Here is a 21,011-nt window from a genome sequence, read left to right on the forward strand (position 1 = left end):
TTTGCAGTGCACACTAATGGGATGAAGCCGCTTTCGTCCAGTGCATTGCGCAAACTTTGTGCAGCGCTTGTATGCAACGTTAGAACAGGAACCGCATCGGGGTAAACGGGCGGGATGCAAAAAGCCGGAGCGGCTTTCGCCGCCCCGGCTACGATGTGGTTTCGAAGGAGAGCTTACAGCGCCTTTTCGAGTTCGGGCAGGATCACGAACAGGTCGCCGACGAGGCCGTAGTCGGCGACCTGAAAGATCGGCGCCTCCTCGTCCTTGTTGATGGCGACGATGACTTTCGAGTCCTTCATGCCGGCGAGGTGCTGGATGGCGCCCGAGATGCCGACGGCGATGTAGAGCTGCGGCGCCACCACCTTGCCGGTCTGGCCGACCTGCCAGTCGTTCGGCGCATAGCCGGCATCGACCGCCGCGCGGGAAGCACCGACAGCCGCGCCCAGCTTGTCGGCGACGGGAAGGATGACTTCCTGGAACTTTTCCGACGAGCCCAGCGCGCGGCCACCCGAGATGATGATTTTTGCCGAGGTCAGTTCCGGCCGGTCGCTGTCCGACAGGCGGTTCTCGACGAAGCTCGACAGGCCCGGATTGGCGGCGGCGGCGGCAATCTCGACCGGGGCCGAACCACCGTCAGCCGCCGACTGGAAGGAAGCGGTGCGCACCGTGATCACCTTCTTGGCGTCGCTCGACTGCACCGTCTGGATGGCGTTGCCGGCATAGATCGGGCGCTTGAACGTGTCGGGCGAGACCACTTCGATGATCTCCGACACCTGGGCGACGTCGAGCAGGGCGGCGACGCGCGGCATCACGTTCTTGCCGCTGGTGGTGGCCGGCGCGATGATCGTGTCGTATTGGCCGGCGAGCGAGACGATGGTCGCGGCCAGCGGCTCGGCCAGGCGCTGCTCGAGTTCGTCGGCCTCGACGAGCAGCACCTTGGAAACGCCCTTGAGTTTTGCGGCGGCCTCGGCGGCGAGTTTTGCGCCCTTGCCGGCGACCAGCACATGCACGTCGGAGCCGATCTTGAGGGCCGCCGACAGCGTCTTTGCCGTCTGGTCGGAAAGCGTCGCGTTGTCGTGTTCGGCGATGAGGAGAATTGCCATTTTCTTGTTCCTTTCCCGATCGCCTTAGAGCACGCCGGCTTCGTTCTTCAGCTTGTCAATCAACTCGGCCACCGACTTGACCTTGACGCCGGCCTTGCGGCCGCCCGGCTCCTCGGTCTTCAGCACCTTCAGCCGCGGCGTCACGTCGGCGCCGAAATCGGCCGGGCTCTTCTCGTCGAGCGGCTTCTTCTTGGCCTTCATGATGTTGGGCAGCGACGCATAACGCGGCTGGTTGAGGCGAAGGTCGGTGGTCACGATCGCCGGCAGTTTCAGTTCGATGGTCTGCAGGCCGCCGTCGACTTCTCGCGTGACGCTCGCCTTGTCGCCGTCGATCGCCACCTTGGAGGCGAAGGTCGCCTGGCCCCAGCCGAGAAGGGCGGCCAGCATCTGGCCGGTTTGGTTGGCATCGTCGTCGATCGCCTGCTTGCCGAGGATCACCAGGCCGGGTTTTTCCGCCTCGACCACGCCCTTCAGCACTTTCGCCACGCCCAGCGGCTCGACCTGTGCATCGACCTTGACCAGGATGGCGCGGTCGGCGCCCATGGCCAGCGCCGTGCGCAGCGTCTCCTGGGCCTGCTGCGGACCGATCGATACGACGATGATCTCCTCGACCTTGCCGGCCTCCTTCAGCCGGATGGCTTCCTCGACGGCGATCTCGTCGAACGGGTTCATCGACATCTTGACGTTTGCAAGCTCGACCCCCGATCCGTCGCCCTTGACGCGGATCTTCACATTGTAGTCGACCACCCGCTTCACGGGGACCAGAACCTTCATATTGCCTCACCTCTTTTAAAGTCAGTACCGATCGAGCCTTGCGCCCGCATAGCAGAGGCGCTGGGTTCGCGACTTGCCGTTCGCCGACATCCCGGGCGGAAAATCCGTCGCTTTGGCCGCAAAAATCGCGCGGACCCTAGTTAGCGTGACCATAAAGGTCAATATCGCGGCAAGGCGGCTAATCGGTTGAAATGGCGGGGCTGGTTTGCCGCGGACGGCTTTCCGCAGGCGTGGTTCGTCAATGCTGATCGAGGGCCGGCAGGTTCAGGTGCTGCTCTACCCTTCCGACGCGCGCTTCCAACTCGCTGATAATGATTCAGTGGCAGATAACAGACGTATGATATTCCATCACCGCGCGGCGCAAGCCGGCAATCTGGTCACCGACTTCTTTGCGGTTGACGATCATGTCCGATGCGACGTCAGCTCCCAGGGAGCGCATTTCGGATCGTAGTTCCGCCCCAAGCCCGTCGATCTTGGTGCTCAAGCTCGAACGGATCTCACTGATGTCGGTGCGCATATCACCCATCTCCGCGCGCATCTGGCGCAGCATCTGAAGGATAAGGCTTTCAGGTTCGTCGCTCATGGTGCGAGGCTATAACATCTGTTCGGCAGGCGGAATTGAGCAGCTTGCCTACTGCCGTCCCCAGCGCGGGACCGGTTTGGCCTCGACCGGCCGCACGGCGCTTTGCTGCTGCACTTCGACGGCGCGCGGCGTCACCACCTCGCGGTCGAAGAGCGGCACGGTCCGCCGCTTCAGGAGGAACACCAAAATGGCGCCGGTGATGATGCCGCCGATGTGGCAGGCCCACGAGACCTGTTCCTCGCCGGCCATGGCGAACATCACGAACTGGAAGCCGATCCACAGCGTCAGCGCGATCCAGGCCGGAATGCGCAGCGGAATGCGGGCGAAGGCCAGCACCCATATCTTCACGCGCGGGTGAAGGATCAGATAGGCCGCGACGACGCCGGCTATTGCGCCCGAGGCGCCGATCAGCGGGATGCGGGAATCCGGGTCGAGCAATCCGTGGAACAATGCGCCGCCGATGGCGCAGAGCAGGTAGAAGAGCAGGAAACGAAGATGGCCGAGCGCGTCCTCGATGTTGTCGCCGAACACCCACAGGAACAGCATGTTGCCGCCGAGGTGGAAGATGTCGGCATGCAGGAAGGCGTAGGTGAGGTAGGTGAAGTCCTCCGGGACGAAATACCATTCGGGCGGCAGGCTCACCAGGTCGAAGGCGACGGAAGGGATGTAGCCAAAGCCATAGGTCGTGGCGATCGCGAATTCCTCTGAGCCGAGACCCGTGAACAGGAAGACAATGATGTTGACCGCGATCAGGCCGAAGGTGACGTATTGAAACTTGATATGCTCAAGGCCGTTGGCATCATGGAGCGGGATGAACAAGGCGCGATCTCTCCACCCGGGTCGCTTGTCAGAGCCTGAAATAGCGCTGGATGTAGACCCGGTTGTCCGAAAGGTGTCAAGCGGATGGCTTTGCCGGAATATTTGTGGCGCTGGCAGACCTGTCGGGCTCGGTGAAATTCGGGCCTACGTCGCAAATGGACGCCCGCTATCGTCATTCGATTGCATTCAACGTGATGATAGCATATATTGCAATCATGAACAGCAAGCAGAGAAAGACTCTTGCGACCATCTTCAAGGACCCGGTTTCGGGCACCATTGATTGGGCCGACATCGAGAATCTGCTGATTGCCGTCGGCTGCAAGGTCGTTGAAGGAAGCGGGTCTCGTGTTCGCTTCAGCTACGAGAGCCATGTCGCCAGCTTCCATCGGCCTCATCCGGCCAAGGAAGCCAAGAAATATCAGGTGAGGGATGCCCGCGAGTATCTCACGCAGATAGGAGTCACTCCATGAAGGCTATGATGTACAAGGGCTATTCCGCCAAGGTTGAGTTCGATCCGGACGACGCTGTTTTCTTCGGTCGGATCGCCGGCATTCAAGATGTGATCGGGTTTCATGCCGACAACGTCAGCGATCTTATAGCGGCCTTCCATGAAGCGGTGGACGACTATGTCGAGACTTGCAGGAAGGTAGGGAAAGACCCGCAGAAGACCTATTCGGGCAATCTGATGCTACGCATCGATCCGGCGGTGCATTCAAAGGCGGTCATCGCCGCCGAACTGTCGGGCAAGAGTCTCAATCAATGGAGCGAAGAGGTTCTGGCTCGGGAGGCCGAGCGATTGGCCGGGTGAATGCCTCAAACAGGCTCTCAGCGGTTTTGTCCCGGCACCCATAGCACATCGGATTTTCCGTTGTCATTGACGACGCGGGCGGCGACGAACAGAAGGTCGGATGCCCGGTTGATATAGCGGATACCTTCCGGGTTGACGTGCTCGCCCTCGACCTGCGCCAGCGCGACCATCAGGCGTTCGGCGCGGCGGGCGACCGTGCGGGCGAGATGCAGCGCGGCGGAGGCCGCCGAACCGCCGGGCAATACGAAGGAGCGCAGCGGCTGAAGATTAGCGTTGAGGCTGTCGATGTCGGTTTCCAGGCGCTTGGTCTGCGACGCGATGATGCGCAGCGGTTCATAGCCTAGTGGCTTGCCGTCGTCCGGCGTGGCGAGATCGGCGCCGAGGTCGAAAAGATCGTTCTGGATGCGGCCAAGAATGGCGTCCAGCGCAGGGTGTTCGGCCCCCGTGTGCAACCGCGCCAGGCCGATGCAGGAATTGGCTTCGTCAACCGTGCCGTAGGCATCGACGCGCAGGTCCGATTTCAGCCGGCGTTCGCCGGTGCCGAGGCCCGTGGTGCCGTCGTCGCCGGTGCGGGTGTAAATCTTGTTGAGCTTGACCACATATCCTCCCGATCGTTGCCTAAGGCCGCTCGGAAGCCCGCCTTCATCCGCCGCTCTGCCGGTTGAACCACACCGCCAGCAGGATCAGGACAAGTGCGATGAACTGCAGGAAGACACGCGCCTGCATCAGCTTGTTCGAGGTGTTGCCGGAGCCGCCGCGCATCATGTTGACGAGGCCGCGGATCAGCACAATGACCACCGCGGCCATGACGATGATAGCTAAGATGTTAAAAACCGTGGCCATTTTCTATTCCGATGAAGCGGCTCACGCCTGCGAGGCGAGAACACGGTAAAGAAGCGAAGCCGGCAAAACGCGCTTCAGGATGACGCCGATCTTTGCCGGCAAGGTGACAGCATAGTGCGGCCGCGGGTTTTGCGACAGGAGGGCGTGACGCAGAACCGCATAGACGGCTTCCGGACCAAGCTTCAGCCGCGATTTCGAGCCGCCGCCGCGCATGCGGGCAAGTTGCGCTTGGTAGGCTTCATGGTGGACCGAGTTTTCGTGGTCTATGTTCTTGAGAAACCACGTCAGTCCGTTCGGCGCGATCTTTGAGGCAATCGGTCCCGGCTCGATCAGCGAGACCTGTATGCCTGACCCTTCCAATTCCGCGCGCTGGCACAGCATCAATCCTTCCAGCGCGTGCTTGGAGGCGCAATAGGCGCCGCGGAACTTCACCGGCGTCAGGCCGAGGATCGACGAGCAATGGACGATGCGGCCGTGGCCTTGCGCCCGCATCACCGGGACGATGCGGCGTGTGAGGTCGTGCCAGCCAAAAAAATTCGCCTCGAACTGTTCCCGCAGCGCCTCGACCGGCAGGTCCTCGACAGCCCCCGGTTGGGCGTGGGCGCCGTTGTTGTAGAGGGCGTCGAGTTTTCCGCCGGTGCGCTCCAGCACGGTTGCGACGAGCGCTTCGATCGACTCCGGCTCGCGATAGTCGAGGTAGAAGGCCTCGATGTCTTCGTCCTTCAAAGCCCGGATGTCCTCCGGCTTTCGCGCCGTGGCGAAGACGCGCCAGCCCTCGCTTTTCAGCGCCCGCGCGCAGTAGGCGCCTATGCCGGACGAGGCGCCGGTCACGATGATCGTGCGGGCGTACCCGGCTGCAGGATTCTCGGTGGGGTCGCGGCTTGCCATATGCCGAAAACCCTTCCCATATTCGCGGGCGCGAAACAATCGACGGAGAACGAAGAGCCCATGCGGAAGATCGTCGCCGTCCGGCGTGTGCTGACCGACATGCTCGGCCACTTCAACGACGACGACGGATGGTCCATGGCCAGCCATCTGGCAATCACCGCGCTGATGGCGCTGTTCCCGTTCCTGATCTTCGCCACGACGCTGGCAAGTTTTCTAGGCGCGCAGGCATTCTCCGAGACCGCCGTGCATTTGGTCTTCGACACATGGCCGGAGCAGATCGCGGCGCCAATCTCCCGGGAGGTGATCAATGTGCTCACCGTGCAGCGCAGCGACCTCTTGACCTACGGCGCGCTGCTTGGCGCGTTCTTCGCCTCTAACGGCATCGAGGCGCTGCGCACCTCGCTCAACCGTGCCTACCGGGTCACCGAGACGCGGCCGTTCCTCTACCGGCGCATCCAGAGCCTCGCCTTCGTGCTGATCGCCACGGTAGGATTTCTGGTCATCAGCGTACTCTTGGTGTTCGCGCCGCTGATCGTGCGGGTGGCGCTGGCGAAGGCCGCATGGATCGAACCCTATCTCGGCACGATCACGCTGTGGCGGTTCGTCATCGCCTCGGTCGTCATTGTGCTGGGGCTGATTGCCGTGCATGTCTGGCTGCCTGCCGGCAAGCGCCGCTTCACCCATATGGTGCCGGGCATCATCTTCACGCTGATCGGCTGGCTTGTCGGCTCGACGGTGTTCGCGGCCTATCTCGACCACTTCTCGTCCTATGTGACCACCTATGCGGGGCTAGCCTCGATCATGATCGCGGTGGTGTTCCTCTACATCGTCTCGGCCGTCTTCATTCTCGGCGGCGAGTTGAATGCGTCGATCCGCCGTTACCTTGATGCGCGGGCGCGGGTAGGTGGCTGAGATGTCGCCAGGCCGACGCCGAAGGTGGCCAGCGCCATGCCGGCGATCTGGACCCAGCTCAGGCTCTCGCCGAACAGGAGCCATGCCATGACGGCGGTGACCGCCGGCACGAGATAGAACAGCGACGACACCTTCGCCATCTCGCCCTCGCGGATCATGATCATCAGCAGGAAGATGGCGCCGATCGACAGCACGACCACCAGCCAGACCATGGCGAAGATGAGTTCGCCGGTAAGCACGATGGTGTGCGTCTCCAGCGCCAGCGAGCCGGCCGCCATCAGCACCGTCGCGCCGACATATTGCCAGGCGGTTCCCATCACGAGATTGCGGGCCGCGCCGAATTTTTTCTGCAGCACCGTGCCGGCGCTCATACCGGCGACAGCGAGGATGGCGGCGGCGAGCATCGGCAAGGTGACTGCATCCAGTCCGGAGCCAAGCTTCGGCAGGATGACGATCACCACTCCGGCGAATCCACCCGCCAGCCCGGCCCAGTGGCGCGGGAAAATCTCCTCGCCGAGAAAAATGCCGGCCAGAACGGCGGTGATCAGGGGCTGAAGCCCGACGATCAGCGCCGACAGGCCGGCCGTCAGCCCCTCACGCACCGCCCAGAACACGCCGCCGAGATAGACGCCGTGCATGAGCGCGCCGGCGGCCAGCGCATAGAGGATGTCGCGGCGCGCCATGCGCCACGTGCCCGTGGTAAGGGCGATGGCCGCCAGGATCAGGAAGGCCAGGCCGAAACGCGCTGCAAGGAAGGTGAAGGGCTCGGCCCAGGGCATGGCGTAGCGCGCGCCGATGAAGCCGGTGGCCCATAGCAGCACGAAGGCCGTCGGGATGAATTTTCTGGTCTGCATGGAAGCGGCCTGTTTCAGGTGCGTCCGCTCTATTGCCCCAGGAAGTGGCACGCAAAGGCGAAATCCTGAATCATTGGTTCAGAAGAGATGAAACGAAGGCGCAAGCCCAGACGGCAGTCACTTCGACGAAGTTGGAGATTTTCATACAAGATGTCGGCGTTGCCGCCACTGCGACGTCCTTGGCACGAACGGAGGAATATATATGGGCAAGATCCGCATCGAGAATGTCATCAGGCCGGGCTCGACCTATGCGGTCGACGAGACGAAATACGAGGCTATGAAGAAGGCGTATCTGGCGGTGCTTCCCGAGACGGAGCCCGGGCTGACGCCGGTGGAGATCCGGACCCGCCTGACGCCCCTCTTGCCGGAAGACCTGTTTCCCGGCGGCGCCAAGGCGGGATGGTGGGCGAAGGCCGTGCAACTGGACCTCGAAGCCAAGGGCGTCGTGGCCCGCGCCAAGGGCAGTCCGGTCCGGCTGTTCAAGCCGTAGAGCGTGTCGCGCCGATTTGGCGCGGCACGCGGACGCAATCGCTCAGTTTGTGGAAGCGGCACCGTAGCTTATGAGCGCGCAAAACAGTTGGCTTCGTCCGGAGACGACGCTATCTCGCGAACTTGATTGTCGCCGATCAGCGCGTGCTGAACATATTCAAGCGCGGCGGGCTCCTTCGACACGCCGAGATGGTCGTGGCGCCCATTCTTGTGCAGTTTTGACCAGTCCACGGTTTCCAGCCTTCCGGTGAAGGTTTTTTGCGGCCGCAGGCGCGACGACAGGCTGAACAGGCCGTCCGAGCCATACATATCGATCGCCCGGCGCACGTTGCAGGGCACCGGGGTCGGCTTGTAGCCCTCGAAGACGAGAAGCGTCTGCACCGGCACGCCGGCCGTCTGCAAACGGTCGGCGAATTGCGTGGCGGCATTGCCGCCCAGAGAGTAGCCGGCCACGGCGACGGGCGTTTCGGTTCGGTTCGGTTGCGCCAGGAAATTGTCCGCAGCCTCCTTCCAGTTGACGGGATTGTAGACATCGGCGCGGACACCGGCGGCGCGAATGTATTGCGTCAGGCTGAACATGCCGCTGCGCGCCATGTCGTCGCCGGTCGGCGTCAGGCCGGCGAACAGGTAAACGACACCTTTTTCGGAAAGCGGCGGATTGGCAAGCCCGCCTTCCTGCATGACCGGGGAGGTACATCCGGTTACGAATAACACGAGCAGAAAGGGCAGCAGAGCCAGGCGGACAGCGGGGGCGGATATGAACAAAGACACCTCGATTCAACATCGAAGCCCGCCCGCACGGACGCCATGTCTAAGGGCCGAGTGTGACGATGCCAACCTACCGGAGGTAGTGAACAGCGGCTGACCGGCAGAAACGCGGTCTGGCGAATCGGTCCAAAACCGCCGGGATCAAAAGGGATCGAGACCGATCATGCGCCTGATATCGCCCGGTGCTGCGCCATTTCCGCGCAGGGTGGCGATGCCGGTGTCGCGGAGGCTCTTCGAAAGTTTTCGACCATCCGGCCCGAGGATCAGCCGATGGTGGTGATAGAGCGGCGCGGGAAGGCCGAGCAGTTCCTGCAGCACACGATGCACGGCGGTGGCGGCGAAGAGATCGAGGCCACGCACGACCTGTGTAATGCCTTGCAAGGCATCGTCCGCCACGACGGACAGATGGTAGCTGGTCGGCGTGTCACGGCGGGCGAGGATGACGTCGCCCCAGTCTTGTGGCCGCGCTTCGACCTGGTTCAGGACGGAGAGATCGTCGGCTGAAAATTCTGTCCATGCAAGCGGCCGGCCAATACGCGCGAGGGCAGCCGCCATGTCCAGCCGCCAGGCGAACGGCCTTCCCTCGTCGATCAAGGCGGTACGCTTTTTCTCGGACAGTGCCTTGTCGAGGCCGGGATAGAGCGGCACGCCGTCCGGGTCGCGCGGCCAGTTTTTTCCCGATGCTTCCTGCTCGACGATGTAGGTGCGCATCTCGCCCCGGCTCATGAAGGCCGGATAGACAAGGTTTTCATCCATCAGCCGGCGCAGGCTTTGCTCATAGCCGGAAAAATGTTCGGATTGACGGCGTACCGGCTCTTCCCAGCGCATCCCCAGCCAATGCAGATCGTCAAAAATGCCGGCCTCGAATTCCGGCGTGCAGCGGGTGGTGTCGATGTCCTCCACCCGCAGCAGCAGTCTTCCGCCGGCAGCATCGGCGAGTCGCTGGTTCAGCAGCGCCGAATAGGCGTGGCCGAGATGCAGCCTGCCGTTCGGGCTGGGCGCGAAGCGAAAGATGGGCGGATTCATCGGCGCCGGAAACGGGTTGCGCAAAGATTCGATCGATTGCTACTTTGCCGGGCTTTGACGGACAAGGGCGGCATGCGGCGAATTGTTGGAATGGACGATGTTGCGGACGGGCTCGACGCGCTTTGCGCTGCCGATCCGAGGTTGCCGGCGGTGCGCCGTATGGCCGGCGAGGTGCCGTTGCGGCTGACCGAGCCGGGGTTTGCCAGTCTTGCCTCGATCATCGTCTCGCAGCAGGTGTCGCGCGCCAGCGCCGATGCGATCTTCGGGCGTTTCGTCAAACTCGTCGATCCGCTGACGCCGGAAGGAGTGCTCGGCGCGGGAGAAGCAGCGTTCCGCAAGGCCGGGTTTTCACGGCCAAAACAGCGGGCGATGCTGGCGGCGGCCGGTGCGGTGGCGGGTGGACTGGACCTCATCCACCTGTGCAGGCTGGAGGCCGAGGACGCCATCGGCCGACTCACCGCGGTGCCTGGCATCGGCCCGTGGACGGCGGAGGTCTACCTGCTTTTCGCCGCTGGCCATCCCGATATTTTCCCGGCCCGCGACGTGGCGCTGCAGACGGCGGTCGGCCACGCTCTCGGCATGGAAACGCGTCCCGGCGACAAGCAGCTTACGCGAATCGCCGAATCATGGTCGCCGTGGCGCGGCATCGCGTCGCGGCTTTTCTGGGCCTATTATCGCGAGACGAAGGGCAGGGACGCCGCGCCGATCCTCCAAACTCCGCAAAAAACCTGAAAATACGCGTGGTTTTGCGCCGCAATGTAGCCGCGAAGGCGCTTCACATCCCTGTCATGTCGGGCTTAGACTATTAGCATCGGTCCTGGACCTTCGACGGAGGTTTTTGAAGTGACGGTCGCGGTATCTCCAGATGGGCTGCCCGCGCTGGTGCTGAATGCGGATTACCGGCCGCTCAGCTATTACCCGCTGTCGCTCTGGTCCTGGCAGGACGCGATCAAGGCCGTGTTCCTCGACCGCGTCAACATCGTTGCCGAATACGAGCATTCGGTGTCGTCCGTGTCGTTCTCGATGCGGGTGCCGAGCGTCGTCAGCCTGAAGAGCTACGTCAAGCCGTCCCGCCATCCGGCGTTCACGCGCTTCAACGTGTTTTTGCGCGACCGCTTCCAGTGCCAGTATTGCGGCACGCCGGAGGACCTGACCTTCGACCATGTCATCCCCCGCCATTGCGGCGGCGCGACGACCTGGGAGAATGTGGTCGCCGCCTGCTCGCCCTGCAATCTCCGGAAAGGCGGGCACCTGCCGGCGCAGGCGAAGATGTGGCCGATGCAAAAACCGTTCCAGCCGACGGTGCACGACCTGCACAACAATGGCAGGCTGTTCCCGCCGAACTATTTGCATGAAAGCTGGATGGACTATCTGTATTGGGATGTCGAACTGGAGCCGTGAGTTGGGGCGTCGGATGTTTTTGTGTCCGACGCTTTGGCCTGCGGTGCCTGGGGTGCGTCCTTCGAGGCTCGCCCCTTCGGAGATTTCGCTCAACGGTCCGACGTCGTGCGGGCTCGCACCTCAGGAGGAGGACCGGCGTGGGTGCAATGCCAATCGCCAGTGTCTGGCCCTTCAAATATCTTGGTCGCGAAAACATATCGGATTGGCGTTGGGGCTCCGTCGGCCCTCATCCTGAGGTGCGAGCCCTCTTCTATCTTCGAAGACTTGGCGTAGAATCCAGAAGGGCGAGCCTCGAAGGACGCACCCAAGCGACGGTCGTCCTCAGCTATCCCGCACCGGCAAATCGCTTCACGACGTAGATGGCGTTTTCGGATGGTTCCAGAGCCGGCGACGGCCGGTATCCGAGACTCGCATAGAAGCGTAGCGCCTTGTGGTTGCGCGGATGGACTTCGAGCCAGAGGCCGGTGGAGCCTGCTTCGGCGAAGCGCCCTTCGAGGAAGGTTATGCACTGTCGGCCGATGCCCTTGCCGCGGGCTTGCGGCAGCAGGTCGATGTGGCCATGCGACGGATAGACTGCAAGCGCGGGCGGGATGGTGAGGCCGTGGTGGTGGATACGGTGCCGCGCCCAGTCGCTGCCCTGCCAGCGTGAAGCATCGGGGCCGGGATCGGTGACGCGTTGCTGAAGCGCCGGATACCAGCTTTCGGTGAGGCAGGTGTAGAAGGCAGCGGTGTCGGGTGCGCCGAGCAGGTAGCCGGCCACGCCCGAGGGGTTGTCGATGACAAACGCAAAATCCGGCTCGAAGACCTGATAGGGAACGGCGTAAATCTGCCCGATCAAGTCAGGATCATCCTCGCGCGCCGTCGCATCCTCGCCAGCGTCGCCGGTTTCCAGGCAGATTTTTCGCAACGCTGGATGGTCGGCTTGCGTCGCCTGGCGGAGGAAGAAACCACCGCCGAAGTCGAGGATCACACCAGCAAAGGTCACGGCGGCAGGATGCGGAAATCCGCGCCTTCCGGCAGCAACTGCCCGCCGTCGACGACGATGGTCGTGCCGGTGATGTAGCTCGCATCGTCGGAGGCGAGGAACAGGAAGGCGTTGGCGACGTCGCGCGGTGTGCCGAGCCGACCGAGCGGGATCGCGTCCTCCATGTTCTTGATGAAGGCCGCGCCGCGTTGCTCCTGGATCGCTTCCGTCAAGATGTTGCCGGGCTCGACGCCGTTGACGGTGATGCCGTAGCCTGAAAACTCCAGTGCCGCCGAGCGGATAAAACCGTTGATGCCGGATTTTGTCGCGGAATAGTGGCCGTGGCCGGGGCTGGTGACATGCGGGCCGGTGATCGACGAGGTGAACAGCATGCGGCCGTAGCCCTGCGCCTTCATCGACACCAGCGCGGCGCGTGCCGCATTAAAAGTGCCGCGCAGGTTGACGGCCATTACACGGTCCCAGTCGTCCGGGCTGGTGTTCTCGATCAGTTGCCACGGGTAGATGCCGGCGTTCTGGACGATGATGTCGAGGCGGCCGTGCCGGTCGAGCGCCAGGGCGACGGCGGCTTCGGCGTCGGCCATTTTCGAGATATCGACGGCAATGAAGGCGGCACCGAGTTCGTCGGCGGTTTCCCGGCCGATTTCGGCCTCGCTATCGGCGAGCACGAGTTTCGCGCCCTCCTCGGCAAACCGTTTTGCGATGCCCTTTCCGATGCCGCGCGCGGCGCCGATGATCAGTGCGACCTTGTCCTGCAAGCGTCCGGTCATGCCAGCCTCTGGCGCAGGTTCTGCTTGAAGGTGTCGAGCAGCACGGCGGCGAGCACCAGCAGCCCGTGCACGACCTGGGTGAAATTGGCGGGAAGGCCCATGAGGTTGATCGCCGTGTTGATGGAGGATAGGAGCAGCACGCCGGCATAGACGCCGGGCAGCGAGCCGACGCCGCCCTTGAGGCTGACGCCGCCGATGACCACCGCCGCGAAGGCGTTGAACAGAAGCCCGACGCCGAGATTGGCCGTTGCGCCGGAGGTGCGGATGGCGAGCAGCCAGCCGGCCAGCCCGGCGATGGCGCCCGCCAGCACGAAGGCGATGACGAGGTTGCGGGTGACGCGGATGCCGGCGCGGTAAGTTGCCGTCTCGTTGCCGCCGATCATCACCAGATGCCGGCCGAAGGGGGTCTTGGCCATGATCAGCGAGAAGACGACGAAGCAGGCGATGGCAATCCAGGCCGTCAGCGGCAGGCCGAGCAGGCGCTGGATGCCGAACCAGCGGATGGCCGGCGCCAGATCCTGCGCCGAGCGTCCGCCCGACACGGCGAGCACCAGCCCACGCACCCAGATGTAGGAGGCGAGCGTGATGATGAAGGCGCTCATCTTCAGCTTCACGACCAGGAAGCCATTGAAGAAGCCGATCAACCCGCCGACGGCGAGGGCGACCAGCAGCGACACCGGAACCATCAGCCATTCGGGATAGAGTTTTATGCCCAAACCTATGCCGGCCGAGCAGAACAGGATGCCGACCGCTATGGCGGCAAGTGCTGCCACCGATTCCACCGACAGATCCATGTGGCCGGCGATGATGACCAGCGCCAGGCCGATCGACATGACGCCCAGCACGCTCGACGCCTCGATGATGTTGGCGAAGATGCCGAGCTGGAAATAGTTCGGGATGAAGATCGAAAAGACGATCAGCACGAAAAGCAGCATGAACCAGACGAGATTGTCGAGGACAGTCTCGAGGATTTTTCGGGTGCGTGGGTTCATGTGGGTTCGAGGCTCGGCCTGAAAAGTCCGTGTGGAAATTTGGCAGCGTCGGCGCTGCCCCTCACTGCCCTGCCGGGCATCTCTCCCCGTGAAGAACGGGGAGAGAGTCGCTATCACCGCCGACCTCGCCAACAACGGATGCCGTAGAAGGCGAAACGGGTGCGGCTAGTCTTCCTTCTCCCCGTTCTTCACGGGGAGAAGGTGCCGGCAGGCGGATGAGGGGCAATACGCCGGTTTTATTCGACCGCCTTCACGGTATCCGTCGGCGGCTTCATGTTGCCCCAGAAGGCCGGGTTGTCGACGTTCGACTTGTCGATCGCCGCGCCCGGGATCTTGATGTTCGGGCCCCAGGCTTCGTTGGTCACCGTCGACTTGAGATGCAGCACGTCATACTCGCCGGGCTTGATCTCCTGCTTGTTGACGACCTTGTCCATGAACATGGCCACCGCCGCCGCCTGCGCGTAGAGCGGCTGCTCGACCTCGACGTTCAGCCAGCCTTTTCGGATCAGGTCGAGACCGACCGGCGCACCGTTCGAACTCATCATCATGATGTCGCCGGGTTTTTTTCCGGCCGATTCCAGCGAGGCGACGGCAGCGACCGACAGATGCGCGGCATGACTGAAGATCAGGTCGATGTCGGGATTGGCGACGAGCTGGTCGGCGACGATGGTGCCGGCGTTGCTTGCCTCCCACTGCATGGCGGGCACGGAGATGATCTGGACGTCCGGAAACGCCTTCATCTTCTCCTCGAAACCCTTCTGGATGTCGAGCGTGTAGGGGTCGCCGGGGTCACCCAGCACCTGCAGGATCTTGCCTTTCACCGAACCGTTCTTGGCCGTCAGAAGCTTTTCGGCCTGGTCGGCGGCGACCTGGCCGATCTCGACCGTGCCGGCCACCGAAGTGAAGGCCGACGGCGTCGAAGTGATCTGGCGGTCGAATTCGACCACCGGGATGCCCGCCGCCATCGCCGCCTCGATCGAGGGTTTCAGCGCGTTGAAGTCGACGGCGGCAAGGATGATCGCCGCGGGCTTCAGCGCGATCACGTCGTTCATCTGGCTCTGCTGCGCGTCGGTCTTGTTGTCGGCGTTGAGCGTCTTCATCTCGTAGCCGGTCTGCTTCAGGAACATTTCCAGCGCGCTCACCGAGCCCGTCTGGAACTCGTCGAGCAGAGTCGGCACGAGGTAATAGACCGTGCCCTTCGACTGCGCGAAGGCCGGCGTCAGCATGGCGATCGCCAATGCCACGACGCCGAATGCGGCAAGTAATATTCGCTTCATTTCGTTTGCTCCTCTTTGAGCCGGACCCCTCTTTATCCCCGTCAGCCTGCCGGTCCGGCACCGGCAAGCGTTTCGCCGGTGATCATGTTGATCACCGCGTCGGGGCTGGTTTTGCTGCGCGCAACATCGCCTGCCACGACGCCCTGGCGGATCACCACGATCCGGTCGGCGACCTGGAAGGCTTGCTGCATGATATGGGTGATGATGACGACGCCGATGCCTTGCCGGGCGACCTGGCGGATCATGTCGAGGCCGCGCCGCGTCTGCTCGACGCCAAGCGCTGCGAACGGCTCGTCGAGCAGTACAAGCTTGCCGCCCCAGTGGACGAAGCGGTTCAACTCGATCGCCTGGCGCTGGCCGCCCGACAGGTGCTCGACCTTGGTCCTGAGGGAGGGGATGCGGGTGCCGGCATTGGAAAGCGCCTTCGCAACCTCGCGCTCCATGGCGCGCTCGTCCAGCACCGGCACGCCGAGCACTTTTCGGGTGATCTCGCGGCCCATGAAAAAATTGGCGACGACGTCGACATTGGTGCAGAGCGACAGGTCCTGGTAGACGGTCTCGATACCGGCGTCCTTGGCCTCGGCGGGGGATTTTGCCAGAAACTCCTTGCCCTCGAACAGCATGCGGCCCGAAGTCGGCTCCAACCCGCCGGCGATGATCTTCACCAGCGTCGATTTTCCAGCGCCGTTGTCGCCGAGCAAGGCGACAACCTCGCCCTTGCCAATCGAAAACGAGATGCCCTTCAGCGCTTCGATCGCGCCGTAGTTCTTGCGGATGTCCTCCAACACCAGCAGCGGTTCGGTCATGCCGCCATCTCCTTGCCGTCTGGCGCTTCCCGCCCGTCCTCGCGCGCCGTGAACATCTGCCCGAAGCGCGGCGACAGCACACCGGAGACCGCGAGCGCCGCCGCGCCGCGCAGCACCGATTGCTCGCCGCCGCGCGCCACGGTGACACGCGGGGCACGCCGGTCGCGGCGCGCGGAGACCGAGTTTGGCAGGGTTTTGGCGGCGGCCGCCAGCCTTGCCAGCAGCGAGGCCGGCGCCAGTCCGCCGATCACGACCGTCTGCGGGTCGAACAGGTTCTCGATGGTGGTCACCGCATTGCGGAAGATCGGCGCGATCTCGCCGGCCCAGGCCGTTTCGCCGCCCTTGTGCCGGCCGAGCGCCTCCAGCGACAGATAGCGTTCGAGGCAGCCGCGATTGCCGCAAGGGCAGGGCTCGCCGTCGGGAACTACCGGAATGTGGCCGATCTCGCCGGCATTGCCCCAGGCGCCGCGCAGCACCACGCCGTCGTGCACCATGACGCCGCCGAGCCCGACGCCGAAATAGAGATAATAATATTCGGAAAAATCCGTGCCGACGCCGTAGAGCTGTTCGCCCAGCGCGGCCGCTGCCATGTCCGCCTCGATGAAGGCAGGCAGGCCTGTGGCCTCGGCCAGCCGCTCTTTCAGCGGCACCTCCTGCCAGCCGTCCATCGTGGTAGGGCCGATGAAACTCATCGCCTCGACGCCGAACGGACCGGGCAGCGCCATGCCGACGCCGAGCATACGGCCGCCCGGCCGCAGCCGGGTCAGGTCGCGCACCAAGGTGCCGATCAGATCGAAGGCCTGGTCCGGCGCAGGTGCCGGCGCGTCGCGATACAGATTTTCGACCACGTCGCCGCTGAGGTTGATGAGCGCTGCGCTGACGCCGAGCGGCGTCAGGTGGACGCCGACCGCGTAGCCGCCGTCCGGATTGATGCGCAGGGTAGAGGGCGGCACGCCGCGCCCTTTCGGTTCCTCGCGGGCGGAGAGGACGTAGCCCTGCTCCTCCAGTTCGCGGACGATGGTGGAAACGGTCTGGACGGTGAGACCGACGCGCTTGGCGATCTCGCCGCGCGTGGTCGGCGCATGCAGGCGGATCGATTCCAGCACGATGCGCCGGTTGTACGGCCGCCCGAATTCCTGGTTGGTCCCCTTGAGTGCCACGTCGCCGCGCCTCCCTGACAGGGAGCTTCGCACCAGGATATTATTTAGTCAAATGGTTTTCAGAAAGAAACTGGACAACAATTCTCGATGCTCAGATGGCGTGGATCGTACGTTGCGCCAATTTCGAGAGGTTGAGATTTGGTGCCCCTGGCCGGGATCGAACCAGCACGCCCGTGAAGGCAACAGATTTTGAGTCTGCCGCGTCTACCAATTCCGCCACAGGGGCTCAGCCCGCATGTGGGCGTGAACGGCAGCGGACTATACGGAGAGGCATGGTCTCGTCAACAGCTTCACGCAGCGAAGAGCCGGCAAGCGAGTCTCTGTCGCCCGATGCGCTCGCCTGGCCGAGAACGAAATCAGAAAGGACTTCTGTCCGTCGGCGTCATGGTTGAAGGCGGCCTAGCGGGTGAGCCTGTCGTTCTCGGCCGGTCCCGCCTGTCACCAGCGGCTTTCGGGCGCAGGAGAGGGCGGGCAATTCTTTTTACAGGAATTGCATTGTATGGATTTCGCCATCTTCGGGCGGTGCCCCGCGAATGGGCGGAAATCGGCCGGGCCGGAACAACCACGGAACGACCGATGCTGCGAAAGCTCTATGACTGGACCATGTCGCTTGCCGCGCGCAAGTCGGCGGAAGCGTGGCTGGCGGTCATCGCTTTCGTCGAGAGTTCGGTGTTCCTGGTGCCGGCCGACGTGCTCTATCTGCCGATGGCGCTGGCGCGGCCGGACCGTGCCTACCGCTATGCGCTGGTGGCGACCGCCGCCTCGGTGCTCGGCGGCATAGCCGGCTGGCTGCTCGGGCATTATGCGTTCGAAGCGGTGGCGCGGCCGGTGCTGGAGTTCTACGGCAAATATGACGAGTTCGAGACGCTGCGCGTGTCCACCGGCACCGGCTTCATCCTGCTGATGCTGGTTACCTCCGGCCTCGCGCATCTGCCGCCGATCAAGGTCGTCACCATCCTTGCCGGCCTCATCAGTTTTCCGCTCGGCTGGTTCATCCTGTCGGCGATCGTGGCGCGCGGCGCACGCTTCCTGATCCTGGCCTGGCTGCTCAGGCGCTATGGAGAATCGATCCGCCACTTCATCGAGAAGCGCCTCGGCCTGCTGGCAGGGGCGGCGGCGGCTGTCCTAATTCTGCTTTATATTCTGGTCAGGTACGTCTTCTGACGAACCCCGCTTGAACGGACTTTCCTCGATGAGCAGTTTGCCCGCCCCGACCACGCGCCCACAGGCGCTGACCGCGCTTTTCCTCGCCATCGCCATGGCGGCAACGGTCGGCGGGGCGCTCGGTTTCCAGTATCTGGGCGGCTATATCCCCTGCAAGCTCTGCTACGAGCAGCGTATCCCATATTATGTCGGGGCGCCGCTGATGCTCGTCGCCTTCCTTGCCACGCTGATGCGACTGCCGCCCATTGTCACGCGCGGCCTGCTGGTCGTCGGCGGCCTGCTGATGGTCTACGGGCTCTACCTCGGCGTCTACCATTCCGGCGTCGAATGGGGTTTCTGGCCGGGACCGACGGACTGCGGCATGGTGGCCGCGCCGTCCGACACCGGAGGCAATGGCGTGCTCGATTCGCTGAACAGCGTCGTGCCGCCGTCCTGCGACAAGGCGGCGCTGCGGATCCTCGGCCTGTCGCTTGCCGGCTGGAATGCGATCGCCAGTCTCGTGCTGGCGATCGTCGCGTTCCGGGGAGCTTTCGCGAAAGCCCGGTGAGCGGGCCTCGCGCGGCTCAGATGACGGCGAAATCCGCAGCCGTGAGGTCCGCCAGATTGGCAATGCTGGCGAACTTGACGTTGCCGTAGGCGCCGGCGGAACCGTCGGCATCATAATAGAGATTGCCCGTCGTGGAATTATAGATGATGCGGTCGTCGGCGTCCTTCGGCCCGTCGGCGAGGTCCTTGAAAGCTGTCGCCGCCAGCGCGCCCACCGTCGACAGCGCGGTGAAGATGGCATTCTCCAGCCGGATCGTGTCGGCGGCCACGCTGTAGTTGAGGATAGTGTCGACATTGCCCGCTCCGAGGGCCGACGAGAACACGAAATAGTCCATGCCGCTGCCGCCGTTCAGCGTGTCGTTGCCGCCCTTGCCGTCAAGCACGTTCTTGCCGGCGTTGCCCCGAAGCTCCTGGGCAAACTCGTTGCCGGTCAGGTTGATTGCCGCCGTGCTCATCGAGCCGTTGGTGGAGAGATGCTCGACCGAAACGCCGGCGCCGAGCACGTAGGAGACCGCGCTGGCGACGCTGTCGTCGCCTTCGCCCGCGGCCTCGACGATTTTCACGTCGCTGCTGTAGACCCGGTAGAGATCGTTGCCGGCGCCGCCCTCGAAAATGTCGCCGGCGCCTATCGAGCGAAATGTATCCGCTGCGCCCGAACCGAAGACGTAATCCGCCTTCTCGGTGCCGACAAAATTGCCAGCGGACGAGAATATCGTCACGGTGAATTCGTGGGCCAGACTGGCGCCGCCGATATAGTCGTTTATCGCATAGGTGCCGGTGGTCGGCGTCGCGTCGGCAAGCGTCGCGACGAAGCTCAGATCCATCGGCCGGTCATTGCCTTGATAAAAATAGTTCTCGTAGACGCCGATGTTGCCGTAGATGTCGCCGTCCCAGAGGTAGTAGCCGAGTTCCTCGTCATAATAGCCGGTGAGCCCATAATAGAGCGTGGCGGTCACCTGGTCGCCACTGCGGGTCAAGGTAAATTCCGGCGAAACGCCGGAGACGAAATCGCTGACAAGCATGAAATCCTCCCGAAATTGCTTGCGGGATTTATCACTTCGCGCTGCTACCTGCAATTGTCGCCATTCAGACTACAATCGATTTTGGTAGTGGCTTGCGGCTCTCCGATGTTCGTCATCCGGAAGCTTTCGCGGGCTTGCCGCTTGCTTCCAGCCTCCCCGGTACTTCTCCCGGCTGCCCCGAAAAAATACCGCTCGGCGGAAGGTCCAGTAGTGAAATAGCCGGTTACTGTGCCGTCCAGCCCCCGTCGACCGGCAGCGTCGCGCCGGTGATCTGTTTTGCCGCGTCCGAACACAGGAACACGGCAAGGGCGGCGATCTCGTCGACGGTGACGAACTCCTTCGTCGGCTGGGCGGCGAGCAGCACGTCGTGCTTGACCTGCTGCTCGGTCATGCCGCGCGCCTTCATCGTGTCCGGGATCTGCTTCTCGACCAGAGGCGTCCACACATAACCCGGCGCGATCGAATTGCAGGTCACGCCGTGCTCCGCAGCCTCCAGCGCCACCGTCTTGGTCAGGCCGCTGACCCCGTGCTTGGCCGATACATAGGCTGACTTGAATGGCGAGGCGACCAGCGCATGCGCCGACGAGGTGTTGATGATGCGGCCCCATTTGCGGGCCTTCATGCCGGGCAGGGCGGCCTTGATGGCGTAGAAGGCGGCCACGAGGTTGATGCGGATGATCGCTTCCCATTTGTCGTCGGGAAACTCCTCGATCGGCGCGACATGCTGGATGCCGGCATTGTTGACGAGGATGTCCAACGTGCCGAAGGCGGCTTCCGCCTGCTCGATCATGGCGGTGACGTCCTCGCCATTCATCATGTTGGCGCCGGAATAGCGGCACTGCACACCGAAATCCGCTTCGATGGCCGCGCGTTCGGCTTCGATCGCCGCCGCGTCGCCGAGCCCGTTGATGGTGACGTTGGCGCCTTCGGCGGCGAAAGCGCGGGCGATGGCCAGGCCGATGCCGCTGGTCGAGCCGGTGACGAGGGCGTTCTTGGAGGACAGCAAACCCATGATGATCTCGCT

The 21,011-nt window shown here is 63.3% G+C and carries 26 protein-coding genes and 1 tRNA gene; 8 read left to right on the forward strand and 19 right to left on the reverse strand.

What is annotated here, in order from left to right; translation table 11 throughout:
• Positions 1–173: 173 nt before the first annotated feature.
• From ACH196_RS14355 to ACH196_RS14370, 4 genes are all read right to left on the reverse strand, one after another.
• Positions 174–1,103: an electron transfer flavoprotein subunit alpha/FixB family protein gene (locus ACH196_RS14355; RefSeq protein WP_396647583.1), complete on the reverse strand. Its 930-nt coding sequence runs from the start codon at positions 1,101–1,103 to the stop codon at positions 174–176.
• Positions 1,104–1,127: 24 nt separating this feature from the next.
• On the reverse strand, positions 1,128–1,877 hold the full coding sequence (locus ACH196_RS14360) for an electron transfer flavoprotein subunit beta/FixA family protein (protein ID WP_396647584.1): 750 nt from the start codon (positions 1,875–1,877) through the stop codon (positions 1,128–1,130).
• A gap of 316 nt (positions 1,878–2,193) precedes the next feature.
• Positions 2,194–2,460, reverse strand: a complete 267-nt coding sequence (locus ACH196_RS14365) for a hypothetical protein (protein WP_396647585.1) — start codon at positions 2,458–2,460, stop codon at positions 2,194–2,196.
• 48 nt (positions 2,461–2,508) lie between these two features.
• Entirely contained in the window at positions 2,509–3,279 is a 771-nt protein-coding gene (locus ACH196_RS14370) for a rhomboid family intramembrane serine protease (protein ID WP_396647586.1), read from the reverse strand.
• A 104-nt stretch (positions 3,280–3,383) separates the two neighbouring features.
• Between ACH196_RS14370 and ACH196_RS14375 the strand changes: the two genes are divergently transcribed.
• Together ACH196_RS14375 and ACH196_RS14380 are read left to right on the forward strand one after the other, a co-directional pair.
• Positions 3,384–3,749 (forward strand): type II toxin-antitoxin system HicA family toxin, encoded by a 366-nt coding sequence (locus ACH196_RS14375; RefSeq protein ID WP_396647587.1) that lies wholly within the window; start codon positions 3,384–3,386, stop codon positions 3,747–3,749.
• Positions 3,746–4,087: a type II toxin-antitoxin system HicB family antitoxin gene (locus ACH196_RS14380; protein WP_396647588.1), complete on the forward strand. Its 342-nt coding sequence runs from the start codon at positions 3,746–3,748 to the stop codon at positions 4,085–4,087. Before ACH196_RS14375 ends, ACH196_RS14380 begins: the two co-directional genes overlap by 4 nt.
• Before the next feature lie 17 nt (positions 4,088–4,104).
• Here the strand turns inward: ACH196_RS14380 and ACH196_RS14385 are convergent, their stop codons facing one another.
• From ACH196_RS14385 to ACH196_RS14395, 3 genes are read right to left on the reverse strand one after another with little or no spacing between them, the layout of a single operon-like run.
• Positions 4,105–4,686 carry a cob(I)yrinic acid a,c-diamide adenosyltransferase gene (locus tag ACH196_RS14385; RefSeq protein ID WP_396647589.1) on the reverse strand — a complete coding sequence of 194 codons (582 nt, stop codon included), beginning with the start codon at positions 4,684–4,686 and terminating at the stop codon, positions 4,105–4,107.
• A 43-nt stretch (positions 4,687–4,729) separates the two neighbouring features.
• Complete coding sequence (locus ACH196_RS14390) at positions 4,730–4,930, reverse strand: twin transmembrane helix small protein (RefSeq protein WP_396647590.1); 201 nt, start codon at positions 4,928–4,930, stop codon at positions 4,730–4,732.
• 21 nt (positions 4,931–4,951) lie between these two features.
• A complete protein-coding gene (locus tag ACH196_RS14395; RefSeq protein ID WP_396647591.1) occupies positions 4,952–5,818 on the reverse strand; it encodes an SDR family oxidoreductase in 867 nt (288 codons plus the stop codon).
• Between the two features lie 60 nt (positions 5,819–5,878).
• Here ACH196_RS14395 and ACH196_RS14400 point away from each other — a divergent pair, with 60 nt between their 5' ends.
• Entirely contained in the window at positions 5,879–6,730 is an 852-nt protein-coding gene (locus tag ACH196_RS14400) for a YihY/virulence factor BrkB family protein (protein ID WP_396647592.1), read from the forward strand.
• Here ACH196_RS14400 and ACH196_RS14405 read toward each other — a convergent pair.
• On the reverse strand, positions 6,697–7,584 hold the full coding sequence (locus tag ACH196_RS14405; RefSeq protein WP_396647593.1) for a DMT family transporter: 888 nt from the start codon (positions 7,582–7,584) through the stop codon (positions 6,697–6,699). The two genes, ACH196_RS14400 and ACH196_RS14405, sit on opposite strands and share 34 nt — an antisense overlap.
• Positions 7,585–7,786: 202 nt before the next feature.
• Between ACH196_RS14405 and ACH196_RS14410 the strand changes: the two genes are divergently transcribed.
• Entirely contained in the window at positions 7,787–8,074 is a 288-nt protein-coding gene (locus tag ACH196_RS14410; protein WP_396647594.1) for a DUF6958 family protein, read from the forward strand.
• A 68-nt stretch (positions 8,075–8,142) separates the two neighbouring features.
• Here ACH196_RS14410 and ACH196_RS14415 read toward each other — a convergent pair whose 3' ends face one another.
• Entirely contained in the window at positions 8,143–8,754 is a 612-nt protein-coding gene (locus tag ACH196_RS14415; RefSeq protein ID WP_396647595.1) for a thioesterase domain-containing protein, read from the reverse strand.
• A 228-nt stretch (positions 8,755–8,982) separates the two neighbouring features.
• Entirely contained in the window at positions 8,983–9,867 is an 885-nt protein-coding gene (gene gluQRS, locus ACH196_RS14420; protein WP_396647596.1) for a tRNA glutamyl-Q(34) synthetase GluQRS, read from the reverse strand.
• Between the two features lie 72 nt (positions 9,868–9,939).
• Here gluQRS and ACH196_RS14425 point away from each other — a divergent pair, with 72 nt between their 5' ends.
• The gene (locus ACH196_RS14425) at positions 9,940–10,599 is read left to right on the forward strand and encodes a DNA-3-methyladenine glycosylase family protein (protein ID WP_396647597.1); all 660 of its coding nucleotides are present in this window, start codon (positions 9,940–9,942) and stop codon (positions 10,597–10,599) included.
• 111 nt (positions 10,600–10,710) lie between these two features.
• The gene (locus ACH196_RS14430) at positions 10,711–11,268 is read left to right on the forward strand and encodes an HNH endonuclease (protein ID WP_349007281.1); all 558 of its coding nucleotides are present in this window, start codon (positions 10,711–10,713) and stop codon (positions 11,266–11,268) included.
• Between the two features lie 325 nt (positions 11,269–11,593).
• On the opposite strand, the gene ACH196_RS14435 is transcribed toward ACH196_RS14430, so the two are convergent.
• From ACH196_RS14435 to ACH196_RS14465, 7 genes are all read right to left on the reverse strand, one after another.
• Positions 11,594–12,253, reverse strand: coding sequence for a GNAT family N-acetyltransferase (locus ACH196_RS14435; protein ID WP_396647598.1), 660 nt, complete (start codon positions 12,251–12,253; stop codon positions 11,594–11,596).
• Positions 12,250–13,020: an SDR family NAD(P)-dependent oxidoreductase gene (locus tag ACH196_RS14440; protein ID WP_396647599.1), complete on the reverse strand. Its 771-nt coding sequence runs from the start codon at positions 13,018–13,020 to the stop codon at positions 12,250–12,252. Before ACH196_RS14440 ends, ACH196_RS14435 begins: the two co-directional genes overlap by 4 nt.
• Positions 13,017–14,012: an ABC transporter permease gene (locus tag ACH196_RS14445; protein ID WP_396647600.1), complete on the reverse strand. Its 996-nt coding sequence runs from the start codon at positions 14,010–14,012 to the stop codon at positions 13,017–13,019. Before ACH196_RS14445 ends, ACH196_RS14440 begins: the two co-directional genes overlap by 4 nt.
• Before the next feature lie 236 nt (positions 14,013–14,248).
• Positions 14,249–15,289 (reverse strand): sugar ABC transporter substrate-binding protein, encoded by a 1,041-nt coding sequence (locus ACH196_RS14450; RefSeq protein WP_396647601.1) that lies wholly within the window; start codon positions 15,287–15,289, stop codon positions 14,249–14,251.
• 41 nt (positions 15,290–15,330) lie between these two features.
• Positions 15,331–16,095, reverse strand: coding sequence for an ATP-binding cassette domain-containing protein (locus ACH196_RS14455; RefSeq protein ID WP_396647602.1), 765 nt, complete (start codon positions 16,093–16,095; stop codon positions 15,331–15,333).
• Positions 16,092–17,255 (reverse strand): ROK family transcriptional regulator, encoded by a 1,164-nt coding sequence (locus tag ACH196_RS14460; protein ID WP_396647603.1) that lies wholly within the window; start codon positions 17,253–17,255, stop codon positions 16,092–16,094. The genes ACH196_RS14455 and ACH196_RS14460 overlap by 4 nt, the downstream gene beginning before the upstream one ends.
• Before the next feature lie 139 nt (positions 17,256–17,394).
• Positions 17,395–17,481: transfer RNA gene (locus ACH196_RS14465), tRNA-Leu, on the reverse strand.
• A 350-nt stretch (positions 17,482–17,831) separates the two neighbouring features.
• Here ACH196_RS14465 and ACH196_RS14470 point away from each other — a divergent pair.
• A complete protein-coding gene (locus ACH196_RS14470) occupies positions 17,832–18,419 on the forward strand; it encodes a YqaA family protein (protein WP_396647604.1) in 588 nt (195 codons plus the stop codon).
• Positions 18,420–18,447: 28 nt separating this feature from the next.
• On the forward strand, positions 18,448–18,966 hold the full coding sequence (locus tag ACH196_RS14475) for a disulfide bond formation protein B (protein WP_396647605.1): 519 nt from the start codon (positions 18,448–18,450) through the stop codon (positions 18,964–18,966).
• Positions 18,967–18,982: 16 nt separating this feature from the next.
• Here the strand turns inward: ACH196_RS14475 and ACH196_RS14480 are convergent, their stop codons facing one another.
• Both ACH196_RS14480 and ACH196_RS14485 read right to left on the reverse strand, forming a co-directional pair.
• On the reverse strand, positions 18,983–19,987 hold the full coding sequence (locus ACH196_RS14480) for a hypothetical protein (RefSeq protein WP_396647606.1): 1,005 nt from the start codon (positions 19,985–19,987) through the stop codon (positions 18,983–18,985).
• Positions 19,988–20,210: 223 nt separating this feature from the next.
• Positions 20,211–20,999 carry a 3-hydroxybutyrate dehydrogenase gene (locus ACH196_RS14485; RefSeq protein ID WP_396647607.1) on the reverse strand — a complete coding sequence of 263 codons (789 nt, stop codon included), beginning with the start codon at positions 20,997–20,999 and terminating at the stop codon, positions 20,211–20,213.
• Positions 21,000–21,011 lie beyond the last annotated feature (12 nt).

Origin of the sequence: Mesorhizobium sp. IMUNJ 23232 (assembly GCF_044326205.1) — a bacterium.
Classification (GTDB): domain Bacteria; phylum Pseudomonadota; class Alphaproteobacteria; order Rhizobiales; family Rhizobiaceae; genus Kumtagia.

Excerpts from the sequence above, each read along its gene's own strand:
- ACH196_RS14400 (WP_396647592.1), top strand. The coding sequence starts at position 5,879 with ATGCGGAAGATCGTCGCCGTCCGGCGTGTGCTGACCGACATGCTCGGC.
- ACH196_RS14480 (WP_396647606.1), bottom strand. The coding sequence starts at position 19,987 with ATGCTTGTCAGCGATTTCGTCTCCGGCGTTTCGCCGGAATTTACCTTG.
- gluQRS (WP_396647596.1), bottom strand. The coding sequence starts at position 9,867 with ATGAATCCGCCCATCTTTCGCTTCGCGCCCAGCCCGAACGGCAGGCTG.
- ACH196_RS14445 (WP_396647600.1), bottom strand. The coding sequence starts at position 14,012 with ATGAACCCACGCACCCGAAAAATCCTCGAGACTGTCCTCGACAATCTC.
- ACH196_RS14425 (WP_396647597.1), top strand. The coding sequence starts at position 9,940 with ATGCGGCGAATTGTTGGAATGGACGATGTTGCGGACGGGCTCGACGCG.
- ACH196_RS14440 (WP_396647599.1), bottom strand. The coding sequence starts at position 13,020 with ATGACCGGACGCTTGCAGGACAAGGTCGCACTGATCATCGGCGCCGCG.
- ACH196_RS14450 (WP_396647601.1), bottom strand. The coding sequence starts at position 15,289 with ATGAAGCGAATATTACTTGCCGCATTCGGCGTCGTGGCATTGGCGATC.
- ACH196_RS14415 (WP_396647595.1), bottom strand. The coding sequence starts at position 8,754 with ATGCAGGAAGGCGGGCTTGCCAATCCGCCGCTTTCCGAAAAAGGTGTC.
- ACH196_RS14365 (WP_396647585.1), bottom strand. The coding sequence starts at position 2,460 with ATGAGCGACGAACCTGAAAGCCTTATCCTTCAGATGCTGCGCCAGATG.
- ACH196_RS14455 (WP_396647602.1), bottom strand. The coding sequence starts at position 16,095 with ATGACCGAACCGCTGCTGGTGTTGGAGGACATCCGCAAGAACTACGGC.
- ACH196_RS14380 (WP_396647588.1), top strand. The coding sequence starts at position 3,746 with ATGAAGGCTATGATGTACAAGGGCTATTCCGCCAAGGTTGAGTTCGAT.
- ACH196_RS14395 (WP_396647591.1), bottom strand. The coding sequence starts at position 5,818 with ATGGCAAGCCGCGACCCCACCGAGAATCCTGCAGCCGGGTACGCCCGC.
- ACH196_RS14475 (WP_396647605.1), top strand. The coding sequence starts at position 18,448 with ATGAGCAGTTTGCCCGCCCCGACCACGCGCCCACAGGCGCTGACCGCG.
- ACH196_RS14485 (WP_396647607.1), bottom strand. The coding sequence starts at position 20,999 with ATGGGTTTGCTGTCCTCCAAGAACGCCCTCGTCACCGGCTCGACCAGC.
- ACH196_RS14360 (WP_396647584.1), bottom strand. The coding sequence starts at position 1,877 with ATGAAGGTTCTGGTCCCCGTGAAGCGGGTGGTCGACTACAATGTGAAG.
- ACH196_RS14410 (WP_396647594.1), top strand. The coding sequence starts at position 7,787 with ATGGGCAAGATCCGCATCGAGAATGTCATCAGGCCGGGCTCGACCTAT.
- ACH196_RS14470 (WP_396647604.1), top strand. The coding sequence starts at position 17,832 with ATGCTGCGAAAGCTCTATGACTGGACCATGTCGCTTGCCGCGCGCAAG.
- ACH196_RS14405 (WP_396647593.1), bottom strand. The coding sequence starts at position 7,584 with ATGCAGACCAGAAAATTCATCCCGACGGCCTTCGTGCTGCTATGGGCC.
- ACH196_RS14355 (WP_396647583.1), bottom strand. The coding sequence starts at position 1,103 with ATGGCAATTCTCCTCATCGCCGAACACGACAACGCGACGCTTTCCGAC.
- ACH196_RS14390 (WP_396647590.1), bottom strand. The coding sequence starts at position 4,930 with ATGGCCACGGTTTTTAACATCTTAGCTATCATCGTCATGGCCGCGGTG.